Source organism: Levilactobacillus brevis (assembly GCA_021383565.1).
GTDB classification, from domain to species: domain Bacteria; phylum Bacillota; class Bacilli; order Lactobacillales; family Lactobacillaceae; genus Levilactobacillus; species Levilactobacillus brevis_B.
The window spans coordinates 381,870-406,194 of sequence record CP079699.1 but is presented as its reverse complement, the minus strand read 5'-3'; the positions used below and the strand labels follow the sequence as shown (position 1 = coordinate 406,194).

The 24,325-nt window shown below is 48.2% G+C and carries 17 protein-coding genes, 2 tRNA genes and 2 pseudogenes; 8 read left to right on the top strand and 13 right to left on the bottom strand.

Annotated features, from left to right (window positions below; genetic code table 11):
• Positions 1-130: 130 nt before the first annotated feature.
• A pseudogene (locus tag KB236_01900) lies at positions 131-1,972 on the bottom strand (ABC transporter ATP-binding protein/permease).
• Positions 1,965-3,698 (bottom strand): annotated as a pseudogene (locus KB236_01895) (ABC transporter ATP-binding protein/permease). The pseudogenes KB236_01900 and KB236_01895 overlap by 8 nt, the downstream one beginning before the upstream one ends.
• 190 nt (positions 3,699-3,888) lie before the next feature.
• Here KB236_01895 and KB236_01890 point away from each other — a divergent pair.
• Positions 3,889-4,218 carry a hypothetical protein gene (locus KB236_01890; GenBank protein ID UIF29531.1) on the top strand — a complete coding sequence of 110 codons (330 nt, stop codon included), beginning with the start codon at positions 3,889-3,891 and terminating at the stop codon, positions 4,216-4,218.
• Positions 4,219-4,300: 82 nt separating this feature from the next.
• On the opposite strand, the gene KB236_01885 is transcribed toward KB236_01890, so the two are convergent.
• Both KB236_01885 and KB236_01880 read right to left on the bottom strand, forming a co-directional pair.
• Positions 4,301-4,507 (bottom strand): hypothetical protein, encoded by a 207-nt coding sequence (locus tag KB236_01885; GenBank protein UIF29530.1) that lies wholly within the window; start codon positions 4,505-4,507, stop codon positions 4,301-4,303.
• A 101-nt stretch (positions 4,508-4,608) separates the two neighbouring features.
• A complete protein-coding gene (locus tag KB236_01880; protein UIF30264.1) occupies positions 4,609-5,481 on the bottom strand; it encodes a GGDEF domain-containing protein in 873 nt (290 codons plus the stop codon).
• A gap of 528 nt (positions 5,482-6,009) precedes the next feature.
• On the opposite strand from KB236_01880, the gene KB236_01875 reads away from it, so the two are divergent.
• Positions 6,010-6,687 carry an EAL domain-containing protein gene (locus KB236_01875; protein UIF29529.1) on the top strand — a complete coding sequence of 226 codons (678 nt, stop codon included), beginning with the start codon at positions 6,010-6,012 and terminating at the stop codon, positions 6,685-6,687.
• Between the two features lie 458 nt (positions 6,688-7,145).
• A complete protein-coding gene (locus KB236_01870; protein UIF29528.1) occupies positions 7,146-8,948 on the top strand; it encodes an LPXTG cell wall anchor domain-containing protein in 1,803 nt (600 codons plus the stop codon).
• A gap of 2,269 nt (positions 8,949-11,217) precedes the next feature.
• On the opposite strand, the gene KB236_01865 is transcribed toward KB236_01870, so the two are convergent.
• From KB236_01865 to KB236_01845, 5 genes are all read right to left on the bottom strand, one after another.
• Positions 11,218-11,640 (bottom strand): hypothetical protein, encoded by a 423-nt coding sequence (locus KB236_01865; protein UIF29527.1) that lies wholly within the window; start codon positions 11,638-11,640, stop codon positions 11,218-11,220.
• Between the two features lie 153 nt (positions 11,641-11,793).
• Positions 11,794-12,099: a hypothetical protein gene (locus tag KB236_01860; protein ID UIF29526.1), complete on the bottom strand. Its 306-nt coding sequence runs from the start codon at positions 12,097-12,099 to the stop codon at positions 11,794-11,796.
• 192 nt (positions 12,100-12,291) lie between these two features.
• Positions 12,292-12,978: a Rha family transcriptional regulator gene (locus KB236_01855; protein ID UIF29525.1), complete on the bottom strand. Its 687-nt coding sequence runs from the start codon at positions 12,976-12,978 to the stop codon at positions 12,292-12,294.
• 166 nt (positions 12,979-13,144) lie between these two features.
• Positions 13,145-13,414: a helix-turn-helix domain-containing protein gene (locus KB236_01850; GenBank protein UIF29524.1), complete on the bottom strand. Its 270-nt coding sequence runs from the start codon at positions 13,412-13,414 to the stop codon at positions 13,145-13,147.
• Between the two features lie 109 nt (positions 13,415-13,523).
• Positions 13,524-13,706 carry a helix-turn-helix domain-containing protein gene (locus KB236_01845; protein ID UIF29523.1) on the bottom strand — a complete coding sequence of 61 codons (183 nt, stop codon included), beginning with the start codon at positions 13,704-13,706 and terminating at the stop codon, positions 13,524-13,526.
• A 138-nt stretch (positions 13,707-13,844) separates the two neighbouring features.
• Here KB236_01845 and KB236_01840 point away from each other — a divergent pair, with 138 nt between their 5' ends.
• Positions 13,845-14,480, top strand: coding sequence for a helix-turn-helix domain-containing protein (locus tag KB236_01840; protein UIF29522.1), 636 nt, complete (start codon positions 13,845-13,847; stop codon positions 14,478-14,480).
• A gap of 63 nt (positions 14,481-14,543) precedes the next feature.
• Positions 14,544-15,701 carry a site-specific integrase gene (locus tag KB236_01835; protein ID UIF29521.1) on the top strand — a complete coding sequence of 386 codons (1,158 nt, stop codon included), beginning with the start codon at positions 14,544-14,546 and terminating at the stop codon, positions 15,699-15,701.
• Positions 15,702-15,983: 282 nt separating this feature from the next.
• Here the strand turns inward: KB236_01835 and KB236_01830 are convergent.
• Positions 15,984-16,056, bottom strand: a tRNA-Gln gene (locus tag KB236_01830).
• A gap of 180 nt (positions 16,057-16,236) precedes the next feature.
• On the opposite strand from KB236_01830, the gene KB236_01825 reads away from it, so the two are divergent.
• The 3 genes from KB236_01825 to KB236_01815 all read left to right on the top strand — a co-directional run bounded on the left by KB236_01825 (position 16,237) and on the right by KB236_01815 (position 18,181).
• A tRNA-Glu gene (locus tag KB236_01825) sits at positions 16,237-16,310 on the top strand.
• A 320-nt stretch (positions 16,311-16,630) separates the two neighbouring features.
• A complete protein-coding gene (locus KB236_01820; GenBank protein UIF29520.1) occupies positions 16,631-17,707 on the top strand; it encodes an IS30 family transposase in 1,077 nt (358 codons plus the stop codon).
• A gap of 216 nt (positions 17,708-17,923) precedes the next feature.
• Entirely contained in the window at positions 17,924-18,181 is a 258-nt protein-coding gene (locus tag KB236_01815; protein UIF29519.1) for a hypothetical protein, read from the top strand.
• Positions 18,182-18,594: 413 nt separating this feature from the next.
• Here KB236_01815 and KB236_01810 read toward each other — a convergent pair whose 3' ends face one another.
• The 3 genes from KB236_01810 to KB236_01800 form a co-directional block, all read right to left on the bottom strand.
• Positions 18,595-21,612, bottom strand: a complete 3,018-nt coding sequence (locus KB236_01810; protein UIF29518.1) for a YfhO family protein — start codon at positions 21,610-21,612, stop codon at positions 18,595-18,597.
• 297 nt (positions 21,613-21,909) lie between these two features.
• The gene (locus KB236_01805; GenBank protein UIF29517.1) at positions 21,910-23,256 is read right to left on the bottom strand and encodes a glucose-6-phosphate isomerase; all 1,347 of its coding nucleotides are present in this window, start codon (positions 23,254-23,256) and stop codon (positions 21,910-21,912) included.
• A gap of 131 nt (positions 23,257-23,387) precedes the next feature.
• Entirely contained in the window at positions 23,388-24,254 is an 867-nt protein-coding gene (locus KB236_01800) for a GRP family sugar transporter (GenBank protein UIF29516.1), read from the bottom strand.
• Between the last annotated feature and the right edge of the window lie 71 nt (positions 24,255-24,325).

Here is a 24,325-nt window from a genome sequence, read left to right as displayed (position 1 = left end):
CTCCCCAACGTTCCAGCCTAGATTTGGCGAACGGTAAGGCGATCAGCGCTATCCAAGGTTGCTGGTCATCCCAAAAAGGCCCCGGACAGTTGCGTCCAGGGCCTCATTGCTTATCATTTTAAGTTAACCGTTAAGCGAGGTTATTGCCCGCAAACTGACTGTTGTACAGGTCGGCGTAAAAGCCATCGGCCGCCAACAGGCTGTCGTGATTCCCCGTTTCAACGATGTGACCGTGATTCATGACCACAATGTTTTCCGCGTTTTGAATCGTGGATAGTCGGTGCGCCACCACGAAGCTGGTCCGACCCGCCAGCAAGCGTTCCATGGCCTGCTGGATGAGCATTTCGGTCCGCGTATCCACGGAACTCGTGGCTTCATCCAAGATGAGCACGTCCGGATCAGCCACGAAGGCCCGGGCAATCGTCAACAGTTGCCGTTGCCCTTGCGAAATGTTCGAGGCCGCTTCGTTCAAGACGGTGTCATAACCGTCCGGTAACTGCCGGATGAAGGTGTCCGCGTGCGCCGCCTTGGCTGCCGCGTAAACTTCCTCATCGGTGGCATTCTCCCGGCCGTACCGAATATTATCGAAGATGGACCCGGTGAACAACCACGTGTCCTGCAGAACCATCGCGAAGTGTTTTCGCAATTCTGAACGGGAGACCTTGGTCGTCGTCTCACCGCGATACTTGATTTGGCCGGAACCCACATCGTAGAAGCGTTCCAACAAGTTGATAATGGTCGTCTTCCCGGCACCAGTTGGCCCGACGATCGCGACCATTTCACCCGGCTTAACCTTCAGATTGAAGTCTTCAATCAGTGGATTTTCAGGATCGTACTGGAAGGCCACGTTGTCAAATTCAATCACGTTGCCCGCGTCGGCCGTCTGTGCAGGCAAGGCTGCATCGGCGGATTCGTCCATTTCCTTTTCGTCCAAGACCGCGAAGACCCGTTCGGCGGACGCAATTGTCGCCTGAATGGTATTGGTCAAGTTAGCCATCTGCGTGATGGGTTGTGAGAACTGGTTGGTATATTGCAAGAAGGCTTGCACGTTCCCCAAGCTAACCTGTCCATTGGCAACCTGAATCCCACCAATCACGGCAACAGCCAAGTAGTCCAAGTTCTTCACGAAGTTCATCAATGGGAAGATCAGGCTGGAAACAAACTGGGCCTTCCAAGCCGACTGGTAGTACTTCTTGTTGTGTTGCTCGAATTGTTCCTGGGTCGCCTGTTCACGGTTAAACGTCTTGACCACAGTATGGCCAGCATACGTTTCTTCAACCGTGTCGTTGAGCAGTCCCAAGTTCTTCTGTTGGCTCGCAAAGAACCGCTGTGACTTAGGCGCCACGATCATGACCACGACCAAGCTCAGAGGCACAGAGAGTAACGCAACTAACGTTAGCCACCCACTGATCGTGAGCATCATGTAAAGCACCCCGAAGAAGGTCAGCACACTGGTTACCATCTGCGAGAGCGTTTATTGTAACGTCCCACCAATGTTATCCATATCGTTGGCCATCCGCGACATCAGGTCCCCATTGCTATGGGTATCGTAGTAACTGATGGGAAGGTGTTGCATCTTTTGTTTGAGGTCTCGCCGAAGCTGGTAGACCACCTTCTGCGCAATCCAGTTCATAATGACCTGTTGAATCACGTTGAAGATTGCCGCCGCAGCGTACATTACACCCACGACCAGTAGAATTTGACCAATCTTACTGAAGTCCACGGGAAGGCTGTGCATGGGAATCCCGGCCTTTAACTCAGCCTGCCCCTTCATCACACCCTTGAACAGTTCCGTCGTGGCTTTCCCTAAAATCTTAGGCGTCTTAATTTGCAAGATAACCGCAATTGCGGCAAAGATTAACACAATCACAATGCCTGGAATCCAACGGCCCATGTAACGGAAGAGCCGAATCGTCGTGCCCCAGAAACTTTGTGGCCGCTGTTTAGTTATAGATCCGCGTCCATTACGCATCGACGACGTCCCCCTTTCGGAGTTGTGAGTCCAGAATTTCTTGATACGTCTTATTGTTAGCCTTTAATTCTTCATGCGTTCCTTGACCCACGATCTGACCACCATCAATAACTAAGATGAGATCGGCATCGGCCACGGTCGAGACCCGTTGAGCAACGATGACCGTTACCCCATTTTGGACCTGCTCATCCTGCCGCAATTGTTGCCGCAGTAAGGAATCCGTCTTGAAGTCCAGCGCGGAGAAGGAATCATCAAAGATATAGACACTGGCGCGCTTCAGAATTGTCCGGGCGATCACCAGTCGTTGTCGTTGTCCACCGGAGAAGTTATCCCCGTCTTGTTCGACCACGGCGTCTAAGCCACCCTCTTCTTTCACAAAGTCACTGGCTTGAGCGACATCTAAGGCGTGCCAAATCTGGTCATCCGTAGCGTCCGGCATCCCGTAAGCCATGTTGCTCTTGATGGTTCCGGAGAACAGGACCGCCTTTTGCTGGGTGATCGAAATCGCCTGGTGTAAATCGTGTTGGCTAAGCGCCGTTAAGGCCGTACCATTTAGCCGAATCTGACCACTCTCTGGGTCAAATAGCCGTGGAATCAGGTTGACCAGTGTGGATTTCCCAGAACCAGTTCCCCCAATAATCGCCACGGTCTGGCCGGCGGTCGCACTGAAGTTCACGTCCGCCAAGGCCAATTCTTCGGCCCCAGTGTACCGGAAGTTCACGTGGTCAAACGTCAAGCTGGCCGCGTTATCGTTTAGGCTGACTGGCTGATCGGCATCGTTAATCTTGGACTTCAAGTCCATGACCTCATTGATCCGAGCCGCCGAAGCTTGGGCCCGGGGAACGAAGACGAAGATCATCGAAACCATCATAAAGCTAATCAGAATCTGCGTCGCATAAGTCATGAACGCCACTAAGTTCCCGACGGCCATGGATTGGCTGGCAATTAATTGCCCACCATACCACACGATACCGATGTTAGTCCCACTGATAATCAGCGTAATCACGGGGAACATCAGTGAAACAATCATGAAGACCTTAATCCCCGTTTGGGTGTAGTCTTGGTTAGCGCCTTCGAAGCGGTCTTGTTCAAACTGATCTTGATTAAACGCCCGAATGACCCGCACGCCCGTCAAGCCTTCACGGAAGGTCAGGTTAATCCGGTCAATCTTCTTCTGCAAGCTCTTGAATAAGGGCACAGCAAAATACATGATGGCTCCGGTAAAAATGGCAAGTACCGGTAAAGCCACCAGAAAGACCAGCGTTAACTTGGGGCTCTTGATATAGGTCAGAACCCCCGCACCGATCAACATGATTGGCGCCATCAACATCATCCGCAGCATCTGCACCATGACGTTTTGAATCTGCACCACATCGTTGGTCGTCCGGGTAATCAGTGACGCGTTCCCCACCGTTTCAAATTCTTCGGTTGAGGAGAACGTAACCTTCTTGAAAATTGACGAACGAATCCGTTGACCCATCTTCTGGGATTGGGTCGCGGCGTAGTAAACGTTCCCCGCAGAACCCAGCACCCCAATAAAACTCAGCAGGAGCATCTTCCCACCAGTTTGCTAGATGTAGCCAATGTCGTTTTGCGCAATCCCCTTATCAATAATATCGGAAGTTAGCGTTGGCAACGAAAGATCACAAATAACTTGAATGATCATAAAGCCCACAGCAAGGACTACTGCCCACCAGTCCAAGTGTTTTCGGGCAAGTCGCATCATTGAATTTTGGCCTTCTTTCTTCTTTTTTCTCTCTGAAAACTGTATAAACTACATATGTAGCAATTATACTCGCCTGTGGCAATTATACTCGCCTGAAATTCGTTTGCAATAACGGATTATCTCTTCGCGAACTACTGGTAAACGCAAAAATATTTGTTACAATATAGACACCGAAGGGAGCAAGACAACTGTGGCGAGCAACTCTGATTCAATCTATAACGTTCTATCTTATATTCACCGACACCAAGACAAAGTTAAATTCATCCCCCAGCCGAACAGTAATGTCGTGACCGTTGGGGTGCCCGACACGGTACCAGTGGCCAACGCCGATATTTACTTCCCGGAGAACAACCTACTGGTGAACCGCATGGGCGATGATTTCCTAGCCAAGAATGGCGACCTGCTGGAAGATTTCTTCGCACGAACCAACAGCTCCAAGCTAGACTATCAGGAAGTTTGGATTACAACCGGTTACGTCAAGAGTGAACACACCTACCTCGTAGAAATGTCATTTGAATAGCGAACCGTCAAAAAAGCTCCGGCCTAGGCCGAAGCTTTTTATTTTTCACATTCAATCACGGTTTAACCTTTCGGCCACCACACTAACTGAACAGCGCATGCGAGGCCCACAGTCCGCCGCCAATCACCAGTACCGCGACGATAAAGAACCGGAACAGTGCGGCGAAAGCGACGAGAACGATGGCCCCGATAATGACCGTTCCCACGATTCCCAACAGCCAGCCTGCCAAGCCGAACGTTAAGCGTAACAGTGGAAACAGTAACAATAACAGAAGTAATAGTAAGATCACGGTGATCGCTCCAATCCGTCAGCGGCTAACCCCTGACTAGAAGACCATTTTACACGATAATCGCGTGATTTTCACGAATTAGCGCTTAGCTTAAATAAAATTTACCCAACCGTAATCTGTTGCCGGCCATTTTGTTTCGACCGATAAAGATTGGCGTCGACCCGCTTGTAGAAATCCAAGGGGTTGCTGTCCTTCAAGCTCAAAGCGGATACCCCCACAGAAATCGTGACCTTAATCTCCACATCGTTGTAAGCGATCGTCAAGTCCTTCACTGCGTCAAAGACTTTCTGTGCCACTTGTTCGGTCCGATCCACCGTGTAATTGGGGAAGATGATGTTGAACTCTTCGCCCCCCGTACGGTACAGCACAATCTTGGGATCAACGGCCTTGAGGGTGCTCGCCACCGTCCGGGATACCTGCTTGAGCACTTCGTCTCCGGCAAGATGGCCGTAGGTATCGTTGACGTGTTTGAAATGATCGATGTCGAACATGATCATCGACAAATCCCGGTCGTGAGCCGCGCTTTGGCGGAACTCATAGCCAATTGCCCGATCGTACGCCGCGAAGTTCTGGACCTTGGTCAACGCATCCCAGTTGGCCGACTGAAAGAGCCGGTCCTTGATGCGCCGGTCTTTGTCCTGAATCTTGAAGTAACCATACATCAGAACGACCAGAATCAAGTAATTAATCATCTCATCGAAATACGTGGACCACGGCAGATGGAACCGCAACTTCACGAGATACCACAACGGCAACGCGAAGACCACTGCCACGATGGCGTAACGGGTAAACGGCGCACGCCAGAGGTGGGTGCTTTGCACGTACGAGAACACGTAGAAGAAGACAAACAGGAACGTATAGACCCACGACAGCGGCTGGTCAATGTTGCCGTTCATCAACATGAAGGCAATGCCCGCCAGGAACACGGCCCAATAGGGAATCCGTACCTGTAGAAAATAAGCCACAAAAATCAAAAGTAACAATTGAAAGTTGGTGAACGTCCACGATAAATGACTATCGCGCACGATTAATTGTAGCGCAAACACAGAAGTCACTGCACAAACCAGCCCAACTATCGTCTGAACGCGTTTCACATTTACCGGCTTATTCTGCGATTCAGCCTTAGAAGTCGCCCAATTAAAGATTGACCAATAAAGGGTAATCACACCTAAAACGAAAAAGATACTGGTTATCATCGGTGGTACCAACCAAACTGACCAAGTCATCTGATCAATCTCCTTGTTTTCAGTAGTTTTCCCACGCTGGGAAGCAAGCTGCATTATTTCTTAATATTGACAAATATACTTGTCAGCACAATTAATCCATTGTTATAACTATAATCCAATCCTGCTGACAATACTATAGCACTTTATTACTCTAATTGGTTAACTTGTTACATCAATAACGCTGATTGCCACGGTTTTGTTGAAAAACCTATTTTAATTCCGCAAAATAAAGTATGATGGTAGCAGACAACCTAGCAAAGGAGGCTCTGGAAATTTATGTATCGTTATTTTTTGCAGCCACAACTCGATGTTTTAAATAATTCGCTCATCGGCTACGAGATGCTAATTCGCCAACGCGTTGACGACAAATGGGTCCTCCCCCAAGATTTTGAGTCCATCCCCATTGACGTTCAAGCTGACTTGATTGCCCGGACGGCGAAAAAGTTAATGCTGAAGATTGGCTCCGTTTCGTTTAACGTTAATCAGGGACAGTTCATCGACTGTACCATTGCGCAGGCCATTCTCGATGCACAGAAACAGATTTACCCAGTCAACTTGGTCTTAGAGGTCACCGAGGAAGTCACCGACGAACACGTGACGAATCAGCAGATTATTGATCAGGTTCATTTCTTCGACGAGCACGGCATTCAACTGAGTCTAGACGATATTGGGACGGGACTGAATACATACGCGCACCTCAAGCCCATTCTCCCCTACGCCAGCGAAATTAAATTTGCGATGCAAAACTTTCGCCAAGAGGGTCGCGAAGCCGAGATTCCGGAAAACCTCAAGTTCTGGAAGGGCATTGCCGACCAATATAAGTTGCGTTTAATTCTGGAAGGTGTCGAGAACCAGGAGGAAGCCGATATGGCCGATAGCCTTGAGATCGACCTGTGTCAGGGTTGGTTCTACGGCAAGCCTCACCTCTTTAAACTAGATGGCGATCACTTCTAATCAGCATAACTAGAACAATCAACGAGTGTCAGACGTTTTCGTCTGGTGCTCGTTTTTTTCTGCCGCCACCGTTACTGTCTGCGCGTCGTTTCGACATAGCCGCCCTCGTCGTAAGGACGTGACAGCGCATTGATTAACGGGGACCAGCATTAAACCACCAACGCCCTTACCCCTTGGATAACCGGCGACTTAAAAGGCTGTGCCCCGTGGCGAGTGGCGACACTTTAGCCGTGAAAGCAATCGGAAAACGCGGTTAAGGGCGAGTTAACAGCCGTCCCCTTTCCAACCCACGACTTTTATTCTCACAAATACCCCTTCGATCGTAAATGTCACTATAGTAGATACGAGCAGTGGAAGAAGTACCTGTTCGGCGGGTATTCCTGTGACCAGCAGTTACGCCAGTTGACAATTCGTCAGCCGGTGGACCGCTGACAAGTATCGATTGGAGGAGGATTAAGATGCCAAGAAAAAAGAGTCATGTCGTCTTGGGTATCCTCATCGCCGTTTTAGTTTGTCTGATCGGAGGCTTTGGCGCTGGCGGAGTCACTGCTCACGCCAGAAATATTGAAGTCTCCGGCCTAGGCGAAAACAACGCGACGATCACGGATTCCAACGGCAAAACAATTCCTAACGGGAGTGAGCTCAGCAAGTGGGATAATTACGAATTGCTCTATCAATGGGGGATTCCAGATGGCGTCACCATCCAGGATGGCGACACGGCCACCGTCAACCTGCCACAGAGTGCGGTTGGTCGTAAGGATTTAAGCTTCCCACTTTACGATGATAATGGTCAGAAGATTGGGATGTTTTCCATCGAGGAAGGTGCCACGACCGGGACCATCACGTTTAACGATGTCCTGTCGAGTACCGCAACCAACCGTGGCGGTCACCTGCAGTTCTACGTCAAGGGGACGCAGGAAAATGCCAACGTTGGCCTCGATTGGGGAATTAACAAGATTGGCTGGGTTTCCGGCCACAATCCAGACGGTTCGCCATCGCGATTAACTTGGAATATTGCCTTCAACCCCAACAGCACGCATTTAGGACAAACGGTCGTCACCGACAACCTCGGTCCTGGCCAATCCTACATTCCAGGAAGTGTGTATGCTCAGACTGGGAAGTACGATACCAATGGGAGTTTTGTGAGTGATGGCAATACCATTACGCCCACGGTTGATGCCAGCAATAACACCATCATCTTCACCTTCGACGATGTCACTACCGCCGTCAACATGACCTACCACACTAAGCCGGAGATTTCCGGAACTAGTGGCCTGTGGAAGAATAATGCCACGTTGAATGGCCAAAACGTGGGGTCCAGCATCGCTTGGGGCGGTACCGGTAGCGGTAACGGCGGCGGTAACACGGCGGACGAGCAAGTCGGCAAGGTTATTTTAACCAAAACCGATGCGGCCACCGGCAAAGCCTTGGCTGGTGCCGTTTACGAGTTACGTGACGCCAATGGTCAAATCCTGCAGACTGGTCTGACGACCGATGACCAAGGTGCCCTCACCGTGGAAAATCTGGCCGCTGGTCACTACCAATTCGTGGAAACCAAGGCACCTGAAGGCTATGCGTTGAATCCAGCCCCGATTTCATTTGAAATTACGGCCGACTCAACCGCCGCGGTCGCCGTGTCTGCTACGGACACGGCGTTAACCGGTGGCGGGACTGGCCCGGAAAATCCAGGAACGACGACACCACCAGTCACGAATCCTGAGAATCCTGAGAACCCAGGAACCACAACGCCACCAACGACGAATCCTGAGAATCCCGAAAATCCAGAAAACCCTGAGAATCCGGAACATCCAGGGACGACACCCCCAACAACGCCGACAAATCCCGAGAATCCAGGAACGACGATACCAACGCATCCTGAAAACCCCGGAACCACGACGCCTTCGGTTAAACCACCGAAGCCAACGAAGCCGAATAAGCCAAGTCAGCCGGCAGCGACGCACAAGCCAGGCGCTGGTCAAACCACCAGTAACGTCACGAATGGCGGTGCCAGCGGTCATATGACCGGTCAGACAAACGGGACGAGCCAACCAGCAACTAATGCCGCTGGCGCTGGCAACGCCGCAACGTCTAATGCCGGCTCAGGAGCTAGCACCACCACAGCGCCGAGTCATCAGGCCACATCTGGCGCTACCCTACCACAAACGGGCGAGTACCACACCAGCAACCTGATTCTGACAATAATCGGTGTGATCCTGTTAGTCTTGACGCTAGGCTTCTGGTACCGTGAACGTCGTCAGTAACGTACGCTAATTTGCTGATTATCGAAAAAAGTGGTCACGACTACGGTCGGATCACTTTTTTTGCGCTGTGACTGACTAAATGGCTGTCTTTTGCGGGAAAATAGCGGTCAACTTAAAATTTATTGGCTAAAGAAGCCGTCTTCAAAGCCATGCACTAAGTATCTACGATCCAGCCCACTGGCCAAAACTGGCTCCGTAATTGGCTCCGTAGTTGGCTGTCATTTGACACCTTTCAGTCGATTATCACAGATCTCAATAGTGATTGAAAGCAAAAGAAAAGCCGCCATACCAAGCTTCATGAGCTTTGCTGGCGACTAACGATTTGTATCGATTGGGTATACTGGAAATAACCAACCCCCTTGAAAACGTTGAAGAAACAACGTTTGTAGGCATAGCTTTATATTTTGAATGTCTTTTTGAATGTCTTTTACTAGAATCAGAAATTTAGAATTAAGTCACGGTGGGGCAATGTGCTGTTAGCTGAAAAGTTAGCAGCTTTTTATTTGCCCTCATGTACCAAAAAAGCTCCCCCGGCCACAGGGAAGCTAAAAAGGTATGTTATCAGCCCAATAGAGGTATGGCACCCCTTCACATTCAATATGAGTATAGCACCCACAGTGGGGATAACAAGGTTTTGCGTTAATCATCCCCGGTCTGGGGCTGTGATATAGGCGGTCTCTGGGAACACGTTCCCCGGTGTGGCCTTGTAGTTGCCCGTTGCAGGGAGCTACTAACGGTGCCCAACGGCCATCAACTGCTGACACTGGTGCAGAATCCTAGATCTAGGGTTGCAGGATGGTTGGCGTATCTTTCCCGGTTGTCGGGGATGTGCCGGGAACGTCCTTGGCGGCGTAGTGATTTAACAACGTTTTGAGTCTCAATTTTGCAAGTCCTTTCTGTGATTGTGATGTTCCAGGTTCCAGAATAGGTTCTGACTAATCGTCAAGGTTGGAACGGGCCTAACGCGTACAGCCCCAAGGGGTTAGACTATGTTTGTTCCAACGTTCCAACTTTCTAGCACTTTTCTTTTTTGCAGAGATATATAACAACCCTTGCTCCCGTATATATAATAATTACTATTTAAGTTGGAACTTGGAACAAGTAGGGGTAAACCCCTTGAGGGAGTAAGGTTTAAAGGTGTTCCAACCTTTGCTGATAAGATGGAACCAGAGTTGGAACACTGTGCTAAAACTCATCAATCCCCTGTGGGAGTAGTATTTAAGCCCGTTCCAACCTTTTAATCATTTCTCTTTTCGGGGTACTTTCTTTACAGTAAAGCACTGCAGGGTCTCATCCCCTGCTAGGCCCTGTGATATAGGCGGCCTCTGGGGACGTGTCCCCGGTTACTGCCTTGCCATGGGCCGGTGCAGGTAGCAGACCGCAGGGAGTCAGTGGGATGTGTCGGGGTGTTATCCATTACCCTGCTGGGAGGATGGCATTTTGAATGCACTGCCACTAATTGTCAGCTCTTTTAGCCTCTGTGAGCGTCTAGGCACGTTTGTGGACAAGTATGCCAGCCATCCCCCAGAGGCTCTTAGAATTGAAATGAGCTTGCCAGAATGCAGTATGGTACAGAATGGGGATTACAGAACTGTGGTGCAGGGTGGTAGCTTTCTGCTGAGATGTGGGGATGTAACGTTTTGAGTCTCAATTTTGCAAGTCCTTTCTGTGATTGTGATATTGCAGTTCCCGAAATGAGTTCTGTTTAGCCTTATGGTTTGGAACCAGTCTAATCCTTACAGCCTCAACAGATTTAATTGCTTAGGTTCCAAGTTCCAACTTTTTAGCAGATTATCTTTTTATAGTGACGCAGTAAGCCTTATTATCCTTGTAATAACTTTCTCTTAAAAAGTGGAACTACGGAACCAAGATAGGTAAATCCCTTGGAAGAGTAAGGATAAAGGTGGTTCCAATTTTAGTAATTAAGTAAGAACCAGTGTTGGAACTTGGAACCTAAGTTACTCTTTATGGGGGGTCTTTTTTAGAACAAAGCACTGCAAGGTCTCATCCCCCTGCTAGGCCCTGTGATATAGGCGGCCTCTGGGGACGTGTCCCCGGTTACTGCCTTGCTGTGGGCCGTTGCAGGTAGGCGCCAACTCACTGCTCTGCTGTGGGGATGAATCAGGAACGGCCCTAGATCTAGGAATGTAAAATAAAAAGACGTTCCTGCATTATCAGGACGCCTCACACGTTAATCTAGTGGGCAACTACCCACCGGTTCAGTTTTAAATGCCGCAGAATGCGCCTGTCAACGCGCTACTGCACTACTTCAATACAGGTACCCCAACTCACGGGCCAACATCTTAAAAAATGCTGCACGTCTACGGCTAACTGCCGTGCGTCCCATGTGCATTCTCATAGCAACCCCAGATATATTGACCTGGTTAGCAGGGTGGAAATACAGTAGGTCAATAATGGCACGGGTATCCGGGTCACTTCTGCCTAGCACCCTAGATACTGTTTCCTGATACAAGTGCAGGTTCCGCAACGTCCTATCGGTGGCAATACTGATAGCCATGTTTTCCACTCTGTCATCCCGGTTGTTTTGCATACGGCCACCGCCAACATTCTCATCCCTACCATCCCGGTAAGGTGAGCGTAGCGACTCCTCATAATCTGCAATGATTCGGTTAGACCGGGGGTAGTCCCGCAGGATGTTTTCTAGGAAGTGAAACGTCTCAATTTTCATCATGAAAAGTCCTCCTCAAAGCTATAGGGGAGCAACTACTATAGTTTACCCCCCCTAACTAAAACTATTTTGAAACTGAAAATTTTTATAAGCTGATGGCATTGATATACGGACACCCGGCGTCAACCCGGGCGGCCCCCTTTAATCACCGGAAACCTACAATAAAGTAGCAGAATTAGAATCCGTAGAAAATTGAGCGGCATACTTTGCTACTGCCAGCAAGCCAGCAGGGTGCAGGATGGTTGAGGTATGTTGCCAGAAAATAATTGCGCTGGTGTCAACGGTCAAGAACTTTTGCCCCTCAAGGTACAGGGTGTCGTTATCCATACGTGCGTGTAAGTTGGTATCCTCATTCAGGGTGCTTAGTAATTGGGTGATTGTCATAATATTTTGTCCTTTCTTTGCTGTGGTGCTTTGCCACGTCTTTGCCTGGAACCTTTGCCGCGATTCTTTGCGATACATTTTAGACGGTTGCCATACCTGACAAGCTCGTTTCCCCTCTGTGGTCGTTTAATGGGATTGCCTAGCAAACTATGCCAGTCATCCCCAGAAACGCTTAGAATTGAAATGAGCTTGTCAGAATCAAGGGCAACCTTGTCATCCTATCCCGGTAGCAGGGAACCACCAACGGGGATGAATCCTAGATCTAGGATGTTAGCCGGTCGTTGCCGCCGGTGCTGGTACATTCAGGGTGGCATTATAAACGATACCCTGGTTGCCTAGAACCGCTTTAATGCGGCTGTAATCCAACCCCATATCTAACAGCATGGCTATCTGCCGCTTAACCTTGGCAACTGCCGCAGTCTCTTTAACAGTGAGGTACTGTGTGATTGCTCTGCTCTGGGGGATGTGCCGGGTGTCCCGCAATTGCTTGGCGGTCATCCCCAGTGCTTGGCGATACACTAGCCCGTTCAGATTGCTGTAAGCGAACGGGTTGCCATCGAATGCGGCACTGCTCTTAATGCTTTCGCCTAGGCTCTTAGATACCGGCTTGGCGGCCTGGTAGCTAACTCGACGTTCTAGCAGTTCCTGTTGCATTGCGTCGAACTGCCAGACCAGACTTTTCTTAAACTCGCGAACTTGTGGGGTGTTATCTAGGTAAGTAATCAGTAGCGTTGCCTGATTTCTATTTAAGTGCCAGACTTTTCGGGGTTGACCGCGGCCAACTAATACTTCCTTTTCAGATGGAAGTAATCCAAAGTCCTTCAAGTCCTTTTTGTACCGTCTGATTAGTTCATTAACTGATTTACGTGTAATCCCAGCGTACTTTGCAATTGCGTCACTGGTGGTATACGTACTTGCCGTGACACTAACGTTGGTGCAGAAAACTAGATTGTTCATTGCCATACCTCCAATTGCTTTCTGTGGTGGTTCAATAGTTCAGCACGACTGCCGTGCAAAACTCCAATGCTCTAATATTTTGTTGATTTTGAATCATTAACCTAGGTGCTTAGAATCCTAGATCTAGGATGTGATACCTTTGCATAACCATTGCCCTGCCGTGGCTTTAGATTGTGTGTGCTTCCATAAACTTGTTCGCAGATTCTTTACTGATTCGGGTAATGTTTCCAATGGTCGTCACCTCTAACCCTTCCGCAATGAATGCGTTGAGGGTCTGAGATGAAACGTGCAGATACTTGGCGGCTTCCTGTTTTGTCATATAAGGGCCGAACGATTGTTTCGTGCCTGCGTCCTTAAATGCTTTCAGTGCCATTTCCTGCATGACTGCACCAATCTGATTCAATGCGGTTTCTGATAGTTCAACTGGAATTTCCATAATGCCATACCTCCTAAGTGGTTCATCCCCACTACTGAGGATGTAACTGTATAGTTACTTATGATGGTTAGCTTGGCTAGGCATTTACGTAAATTTCAGCTATCAACCACTAATGCTTGTGAGCGGCCATGAATTTATCAGCGTCCAACTTGTCAATCCGTTTAGACCCTGCAATGCTAATGACTGGTAACCCGTTGCTGATGTACTTGTTCAACGTCCTAGTGGATTTAATTCCCAGGTAGGTGCAAGCCTGCTTCATTGAAAAGTAGCGTGAGCCATCAACTAAGTTCATAAAACGTCATCTCCTTATAAAAAAACAGTTAGTAAGTTCATATAACGTCATTATCATACAACGGATTACACTAAAATGCAACACTTTAAGTAATAAGGTGCAATAATGTGGTAATATACATGCAGGGAGGTGTTATAGATGACTGAAAAGGAAGAACAACGCAAGCAAGTCGGCACCCGTATCAAGTCTCTTAGATTGTCACGGGGTATCGACCTAGCGGCGTTCGGTAGTCTGATTGACCCACCGGCGTCTGCTAGTATCGTTTCACGCTGGGAAAGAGGTATCAATCTGCCTAGCAACAAGCGTATGCAATCCATAGCAGAACTAAGCAACGTTTCTGTGGATTACCTACTAAACGGTGAGCCGCAAAACGATACCGCAATCATGAAAGCCATTGAGAAGTGGCAATCCGGTAAAGACCTGTCTGGGGATGAATCGGATAAGGTGGCTGAGGGTATCACAGGCGGTGCGCTAAATGAAATAGCCAGTGCTGAAAAAGCACAAATAGTTGTTGATATTCAAAAATTAGTAGCAACGGCCAACCTAGCAGAACTGGGGACACCGGCACTAAGAACCATTAAAACAACCATCAAGCTAGTGCAGAATGCAGATAAAGCAGACACCGCCGGCTTGACCTCTGGCATTCAGACCCTTGTCACTTTACTGGGGATGAATGTTAACCCTGCCATTGCAGGGAGCAGTGAGGCACAACGACAAGCCATTGCCGAACTGAAAGAACAATTCAATTACCTTGTTGACCTCTTAGAATCCTAGATCTAGGATGTGATACCTTTACATAACCATTGCCCTGCCGTGGTACGTTATGGAGGTAGCATTATGGCTAGTATCAAGAAGTATCAGGATAGAAAAGGAAACACGTGTTATAAAATTCAAGTCTACTTGGGTGTAGACCCACTCACGGGCAAGAAACGTTACACAACCAAACGTGGATTGCGAACAAAAAAAGAAGCCCAACTAATCATCTCACGTCTACAGATTGACGCTGACACTAACGGGGTTCCTAGCAAGCAGAACTATTCTACATTCAAAGATATTTACGACCTCTGGTTTACGCAGTATCAGAACACGGTTAAGGAAAGCACTTGGGCAACCACTAAGCGGATGTTTCGGCTTCACATTCTACCGGTTTTTGGTGAGTTCCGTGTTAAGCAGATTAGTATTGCAGTCTGCCAGAATGCCATTAACGACTGGTTTGCCGCAGGACTAGTTAAGTACCATACCCTGCTAAACTACGTATCAAGCGTTTTGGACTTTGCCATTAACATGAAAGTCATCAAGGAGAACCCGGCTAAACGGGTCATCATCCCCGTTAACAAAGATAATCGTTCCCGCAAGAACCTGGAAAACTATTTTGACCGGACCGAACTTGAACACTTTTTTGAATGCTTGAATGATGACACCAACGACCCGCAGGCCAACGTGTTTTTCCGCTTGGCGGCGTTCAGTGGTATGCGCAAGTCTGAAATGCTCTGCCTGCTGTGGTCTGATATTGACTTTAAGAAGGGCACGGTGACTGTATCTAAGACGCAATCACGGGGCGATAACGCCCGGTTGCTCGTCCAATCACCTAAGACGGCCCGCAGTAACCGAACCGTCTACATTGACCCTAAAACGTGCCGTATCTTACAGCAGTGGAAGCTAGAGCAACAACAACGGCTACTGCAATACGGGTTCAACGCGAATCAAGGGAGCAACCTTGTCTTTGCCAACGAAAACAACGAGATGTGCCAGCCTACGAAACCTAGAAAGTGGTTGGAGCATACACTTGGGAAATATGATTTGAAGCACGTTACCGTTCATGCCTTCCGCCACACCTATGCAACCCTGGCATTTGAAGCAGGGGCGTCTATCAAGTCAGTGCAAGACCAACTGGGGCACTCAAGTTACAAGACGACCCTAGATATTTACACTGCCGTGACGGATAAGGAAAAGAACGAGGCAACTAGTAAGTTGGCAAACTATTTGAATTTCTAAAAATCCTAGATCTATGAAAGCGGGTTTTGTTCATCCCCTGCCAGGCCCTGTGATATAGGCGGCCTCTGGGGACACGTCCCCGGTTACTGCCTTGCCATGGGCCGGTGCAGGTAGCAGAAGGGCAATTGATTCGCTGAGGGGATGAGGCCGTGAATGTCTTTTTGAATGTCTATTGAATGTCTTTTGCTGTTAAATGTCAGTTGCTAATCACAAGCGAAAGTAAAAGAAAAGCCGTTATAGCGGGCTTTGTCAGCTCCTATAACGACTAATGTAAATGTAAAATTGGGTATACTGGGCTCGAACCAGTAAATTACGGATTCAGAGTCCGCTGCCTTACCAATTTGGCGAATACCCAATAAGGCTCGTTGCCGAAACAACTATTTAATAGTAACTTGTTTGGATATTAGTGTCAACTCATTTTCACGAAAAAGTTCAGTAAACTGTATGAATTCCCAATTTCGTGTAATTTTATGCAAACAACAATTGACAATTTTTGGCAAGTAGCGTACATTAGTAATTGCCTAGTTAATGACATTGCCCGCTGGTCAAACTGGTTTAAGACGTCGCCCTCTCAAGGCGGAGTTACGGGTTCGAGCCCCGTGCGGGTGATAATTAAAGAATTATCGACGTGTGAGTCACCCAACAAGCGCTGTTATATCAGCATTTGTTGGGTGATTTTTTGTACAAAAAATCATCATTTATGACTTCAGCTTCGCAAGTTCTTCGCAAAGCCGTGCTTCGGCAAAACTTGCGAAAAATTTCAAACTGGTCTTTCAAAATCGGTAATTGAAATTACCATTTATATCAAAAATTTTGTTGGACGCGAATTTTATAATCAAGTTAGCCACCCATGTTGATTGATCAAAAAATGGTCAAAAAAAGACACCAAGACGAAAAATCAGGTATCATTGAAGTTCCAACACTAAACAATGAGAGAGGTTTTCGTCTTGACGCAACAACAGCTTACCACAAATCGTCAAAAGGGTCACCACTTAACTCAAATTGAACGTGGAATGATTGCTTCTCTACACTCCGAAGGCCATTCTGCACGCCAGATTGCATCTATTATCGGTGTTAGTCATCAAACCATTAATAATGAGCTTTCTCGTGGCACTATTAAGCAGGTTAAGAAGATTAACGGAGAGAAGCACTACCTTAAGGTTTATTGTCCTGAAGCAGCTCAGGCTCGCTATGAGGAGAACCGGTCCAATAGTAGACGTCCATTAAAGTTTAAGCAAGTCACCGACTTCCTAGCCTACTTTGATGACAAGTTTCACACGGAGCACTGGTCACCCGACGCAACGGTAGGATATGCTAAAAAGCACCGTTTATTTTCACCTCATAAGATGATTTGTGCGAAGACACTGTACAACTATATTGATGCACAATTATTGGAGATCCGCAATATCGATCTTGTGGAGAAAGTAAGACGCCGAATGGCTCATCATAAAACAACGAAAGTTAAACGGCTGGCCGGTTCTAAAAGTATTGATGAACGCCCCAAGAAGGTCAATAACCGTCATGAGTTTGGACATTTTGAAATTGATACCGTTGTTGGTGAGCGTAATGGTAGCCAGAGCGTCTTGTTGACTTTCACAGAGCGTAAAACACGCTTTGAAATAGTCTGCTTGATTGAGGGTAAAGACGCAGATTCAGTATCGTATGCATTGCGAAATATTGTTAATCAATATGGTGATATTATCAAGACCGTGACGGCAGATAATGGTACTGAGTTTACGACCTTAGAGACTGCACTGAATGGCATAGCTGACACTTATTTTGCCCACCCGTACACATCTTCAGAACGAGGCACTAATGAAGTTCATAATCGGATGCTTCGTCGCTATTTTCCCAAGGGGCAATCACTCGACATTGCCACTCCAAGCCAAGTTCAGATTGCTCAATCGCATCTGAACAACCTGCCTCGGCGAATTTTAAAGTTCAAAACACCAGCCGAAGCTTTTGAAAGAGAAGTCAAGCGTGCTCGCAAGGCTCATACTGCTTAGCTTTCTTCAATTGAAACTCACTGAAACCTTTCCGCCAGCTGTCTTCGCCTGCGCTGGCTAACTTGCACTTGCAATTTGCGAAATTTTGTTGGATTTTAACTCAGCTAAAATGACTTTACCATACGGTTTAAACTTTCAATAAATCTAGAAAATTAGCAAGATCAACGAGTTGCTTTATCGAACGTTTGTTCGTATAATGCTTATGAGGTGATTATCATGACTAAATTCGCCGTAAACGGCAAAATTACAACCACGCCTAAAGTCTTAAAGCTAGCGCCCCTGCTACTCTTCGTCAAGCTGACAACAACCGACGGCACACAACTAAACTGCCTCGTTCATCAGCATGGCCTGAATTTCCTTGACCAGGCGACCCGCAACTCGCAGGTCGCCCTATATGGCCATTACAACGCTCGGCACCAGTACGTCATTGAAAGATTCACTATCATTGCCCAAACAACACAGACCGCCTCCTAGGCCGCCCCACAGCGTTCTCTCCAGCTTTAATCGGTTTAAATAATTTTAATTATAACATTATAAATAATTAAATAGATAAACTTCTTGCCAAACACGGGTGCTTCCTTTAAGATTGGTCTGTACCGTTAAACCTTTCCTTTCAAGGAGGACTCGCTAGAAATGGGTCGTTACACACCGTCTCACCTCTGCTGCCACGTTACTTTACGGCTTAACCGGAGCCTTGGCCAATGATGGGCCGCCGGCAGACACCACCCCACCACTATTTCTTCGCTGAACTGGCCTTTATTGTGGTCTTGACCGCCACATTGATCTGGGATTTCTTTAATTACAACTAAAAAGGCACCCCGCTTTTACACGAAGTACCTTCTCATTGAGCATCCCCCGACGCGTCGAGAGATGCTCTTTTTCTAGACTTACCGCCGTCGACGCCACCAGAAGTGGTAGCCACCGGTGACGAGCAATACCAGAGCGCCCAGTAGGGTTAACCCCATGCCGAGGCGTTGTCCTGGCGTCCGATAGGTGAGTTCAATCTTATGGGTTCCCGCCGAAAGCCGAGCACCCACGAATCCAACGTTAACCTTGGTGATCGGCTGTTGCTTGCCGTCCACCTTCAGCTGCCAACCCGTGTTATACGGAATCGACGTTGTCAGCACACTGGCTTGCGTCGACCGTGACGTTCCCGTCACCCGGTTATTTTTGACGTCTAAGCCCTGCAAGCCTTGCTTCTGGAGCTGTGACATCCGTTGATCATATTGGCTGCCAAATGGCACCGCAATGACCTTAGCCGATTTAAACGACAGATTCTTGACGCCCTTAAACGTTAACTTAATATTGTGCCGTGCCTTGTCCGAATACCCTAAATTCAGGAGCACGTGATGCTTCTCCTGGTAGTCCGACAGGTTTGACTGGCCAAGTTGATTAAAGCTCGTGACGTTGTTAGCCGTCGTCGCTGTAACCGAGTAAGCCCCGTCACTTTGATTCCAGATTGACGAACGCAACTGATTAATCCGCGTAATCCCCGTGAACGCCTGGTTACTGAAGGCCTTGGTTGTCTTCGCGGCTTGATACTTATCGTTGACTGAGAACCGTTCAGCCTGAATACCATCGAGTTCCAGATACATCTCCGTTCCCTTATTTTGCTTAGGTTGCTTGAGATGCAGACGATACGTGACCGGTTGGTTCTGATTGTCACTAATCATCTTATGCAGCGCCGTCCGGTTTGCCCGGTTATTTTGCTGCAACGCAGTCCGATTTTGCCCAGTCAGCCGTTCCAACCGTGCCTTGTCATCCGTAATGTTAACGGACCGGTCTTGGTTGGTCTGTATCAATGATGACTTGGTGGTGGTAATCTTGTCGGGGTCCATCTGATTTCCTTGTTGCCGGAACTTCATGACCTGTTTCAAATTATCCAGCACCGTGCTGTTATCTGCCTGCGTTTGATACCCCAGCGTCTTACTCTGACTGTGGTAGGTCGTCGTCGGAACACCCTTGGCTTGTTTGGCGGTCAACGCACCATACGTCAGGGCTTGTTCCTTATCACTCCCGTTCAGCTGCTTGAACTGTCTCTGACTCAGCTGCTTAGTCTGCAAATAAGCCAGTGGCAACGCGTATTTTGACTTCAAAATGACCGTATCATAGTTATTCCCCAGGTCATGGACGGGTCGATCCTTATAGGTCAACACGTGTCCGTTCTTTTTCACGGGTGTATAGCCGTACGGAAAACCCTGTGTCTTGAGCTGATTACTCCGGGCGAAAATGTAGTTAACACCGAGCAGATTACTCATCGTGGTTCGATTGTCCGCCTGATTGATGGGTTTATTCATCTTGAATTGTGAGTTGGCCAATTCTTCGCTGAAGTCGCCCACCGATCCATCTTGAATTGAGAAATACGACATGATGTCATGGGCACCTAAATTCATCCCCATATTGGTTTTCGCTTCATTACTATAGTAATAATACTTGCTAATCGTACTGCGCTTAAAACCGGGTTGCTGCTTCACGTAGCTCTCGGCCCCATCGTAGAAATTACGCTGGAACTTGCTAGCAACACCGCGTGTCAGCAATTGATTGCTGGCACCCCCAGCGTTAGGGCTGAAGTACCCGTAACCGTTGGCCACAATGTTTAAACACAAGAGTCCCAGCAACGTCCAGATAACCCGGTGACGCGACCACTGATAGAAGTGACCCACCACGATCGCTCCTAACGTGAGCAGGAGTAACCCATAGATAACAAAATCGTGCGGATCATTGCTAAAGATAAACCCGTTGGCGGCCCAAACCAGGACCAGCAAAAATAACGTGCCGACGATCATCGCCGAAAGGTCGCTCCGATCGATTCGCGGCAAGGCATCAATAAAGTACATGACCGCCAGACTAAAGGCCAAGCAACCCAGTAATAGCCATCGTTGCGACGGCGTGGTGCCCCCGTTCATGATGGCAGCAACCTCGGGTAGTAACGAGCCGATGACCAAGATTAACAACCCGATATCAAACCAGAGGTACCGGCGCGCATGCCGCACCACGTACATCAGGCTCAAGAAAGTCAGCCCAGCTAAGCCCAGATTGGCCCAGAAGCGCATGGGATTCCCCGTCGTCCCCAGCGCATTCGGCAACCGCAAATAATAGCTAAATGGATAAATAAAGTAACCGTTGGCAAAGTTTCCCGTGGCCCGCGTCGACGTCAAAACCCCAATTAATGATGGAATAAAGATGATCCCGGACAGCAAGAAACCGGCCAATCCGGCACCCACCAATTTAATGATTAGAGGCCAGCCTTTTTGGGCGATCGTGTCCCGGACATTGAAGTACCGCAAAACGGCGTAGACCAGACTCCCAATTGCCAGAATGTATGCAAAATAAAAGTTGCTGACCAGGGCCAGCCCCGTGAAGACGGCCAGCGGGACCCACGTTTTTCCCTGATAGATGTGATCAATCCCGTAAGCTAACAGTGGGAACAAGATCATGGGTAACAAGAAAAATGGGTGCCGAATGCTAACGTACAGTGAATACCCGGTAAAGGTGTACGTCAACGTCCCCATCATCTGACTGCCGGGCTTAAAGTGACGTTGCCGAGCAAACAGCATGAATGCCAAACCACTCACGTATAGTCGCAGTAGAATCAACAGGTTGTAGCCCATCTCAATACTGTGCTTCGGGAAGAACCAGATCAGATAACTGAAAGGGTCCCCCAAGACATAGTAAGAGAAGGTCGTCATTTTATCCGCGCCTAAGCCAAGATTCCATGACCACCCTGATAAACTCCCTGCATGTAACCAGGTATAAAACTTTTCCAGTACGGGATAATGCTGTGCCAAGCCGTCCCCTTCCCAGATGAACGACTTACCCGTCAGGATAAAAATGCCGTAGAGACAAACCACTAATCCGGCAAAGATTAGCGTATAAAGCCAATAATTCTTCTTTGAAGCCTTCACTAAAATTCTCTCCCCTTATTCAAAGTCCCTGTTGCTCCGATTGCAACTGTTCATAAAAATTCCGATATTCCCTCTTACAACTATACGGGGGGATTTTATACATCACAAGGGGTAATCCCAAACTGTAACAAAATCTTCACTTGCTGTAACATTCCCAGTGATAGCCGTTTCTATGTTTAACCGGTTAACAATTAATTGACGGCCACTGTTCTCTATTCCCCCAGAGTCAGCCCCTACGCCAAATAAAAAGCACCCCGTTCACGGTGAACTGAGTGCTTCCCTAACTTATTCGTTAAATTAAAGCCGGGCGTTTAGTTCCTTGCCTAACTTTTCAAACCCGGGCTTGCCTAAAAGAGCAAACATGTTGGTCTTGTAGGCCTCAACACCAGGTTGGTTGAATGGGTTAATCCCGTTCAGGTAACCGGAGATCCCAATAGCCACTTCAAAGAAGTAGATTAGGTAACCCAACGTGTATGGCGTCGTATCTGGGATATGAACGCTCATATTAGGCACACCACCATCGGTATGAGCCAAGACAACCCCTTCAAAGGCCTTTTGGTTCACAAAGCCCATGTTCTTGCCTTGCAAGTAGCCTAAGCCGTCCAGATCATCGTCAGCCGTTGGGACATCAACGTCGGTCCGTGGCTTGTCGATCATCACAACGGTTTCCATCAGGTTCCGTTGCCCTTCTTGGATGTACTGACCCAAGGAGTGCAGGTCGGTACTGAAGTTGGCGGAAGATGGGTAAATCCCCTTTTGATCCTTACCTTCGGATTCACCGGTCAACTGCTTCCACCATTCTGCTAAGTATTGCAGGCGTGGTTCGTAGTTTTCCAGCAATTCGGTCGTGTAGCCCTTGCGGTACAAAATATTCCGTAAGGCGGCGTATTGGTAAGCTTCGTTCTTGGTTAAATCAGGGTTCGTGTAGGCGTCTTGTGCGTCCGCAGCCCCTTGCATTAACTCATCAATGTTGGCACCTGAAGCTGCGATTGGCAATAAGCCAACGGCACTCAGGACGGAGTAACGGCCACCAACACCATCAGGAATCACGAAGGATTCGTAACCAGCAGCATTGGCTTCGGTCTTCAAGGCACCGCGCTTCTTATCAGTCGTCGCGTAAATCCGTTCCTTGGCACCAGCTTCACCATACTTCTTGATCAACATGTCTTTGAAGATCCGGAAGGCAATGGATGGTTCCGTCGTGGTCCCAGACTTCGAAATCACGTTAACGGAGAAGTCCCGATCGCCAATCAGGTTAATCAGGTCGTGGACGTAGTCGGCACTCACGGAGTTCCCAGCAAAGAAGACTTGTGGGGCGTTCCGCTTGTCGGCTGGCAAATAGTTGAAGAACGTATCGTTCAAGAAATCAACGGCCATCTTGGCACCCAAGTAAGAGCCCCCGATACCGATAACGACCAGCACAGCGGAGTCGGATTGAATCTTCTTCGCTGCAGCCTTAATCCGGGCAAATTCTTCCTTGTCGTAATCCTTAGGTAACGTTAACCAATCACGGAAGTCGCTACCCGCACCGGTTCCTTGGCGTAACTCAGTGTCCGCCGCCGTCACCATTGCTTGCATTTCTCCTAATTCGTTGTCATGAACAAATGGTTCAAGTTTCGAAAGATCAAAGGCGATATGTGCCATATTAAGAAAACCTCACTTTTATTGTTATTGACTAGTCCATTATAACGCAAACTGCCGCGTTGTAAATGGTATAGTCCAAATTTCTTTGTAAAGAAAAAGGTCGATAACCTTCGTTACCAACCAAATGTAACCTATTTCATCAAACCGAGGGTTACCCCACCAACGACGACCAATAAGGAACCAATCGTGATGTAGACCATTTCGCGACCAGTCTTCTTTTCACCCAAGAGCCAGATGCTCCCAAAGGTTGAAATCACAATCCCACATTGGGCCAACGAGTAACTGATGGCTAGACCAATTGATGGGATGGCCATGAACATGAAGAAGTTCCCAATGCCCCAGACGATCCCGGTCATAATGTTCTTGGCCGTCGCCTTGTGCATGACCTTTTGCCGGGAGAACAGCACGAAAATCGTGGCGCCCAGAATCATCCCCAGCGATTGCGGAAAGATGACCGTCTTAGAAGGTAAACCGGAAGCATTGACGATGACCGTGTACAACACGTACCCGATCGTGGAAATAATAATAGCAGTGGCCCCTTTACCGGCTTGCATCGGTTGACTCGTTCCCGACGTCTGGGCACGAGAATCACGGAGCGACGTCAGCGCCGCCCCTGCAATCAATACGATTACGGCGATGGTCCCCATGGTCACCATCCGCGTCGTTTTCCATTCATGGAATAACAGGACCCCAGCTAACGCCGTCCCCACTAACTGGAGACCGGTCGAAATGGGCACCGTCCGGGAGATACCAATAAACTTCATGGATTGGAATTGTTCAAACTGCCCCACGGACCAGCAAAGTCCCGACGCGATCCCAACAACCATCGCCATCCCCGAAATTGCCGTATGGAAATAAAAGACTGAAAACAGACCAAACAAGACGGCACCGGCAGTCATCCCCAACGTTTGTTGGTAGGATGTTCCACCTAGTTTCCCACTGATTAACCCGATACTTCCCCAACACACAGTGGGGATTAAAGCTAGTAAAATACCCATTTGTAAACCTCAACTCTCGTTTCAATTCTTGTCATTTTTCTTGAAAGCGTTTTTTATTTAGCAATAGTAAG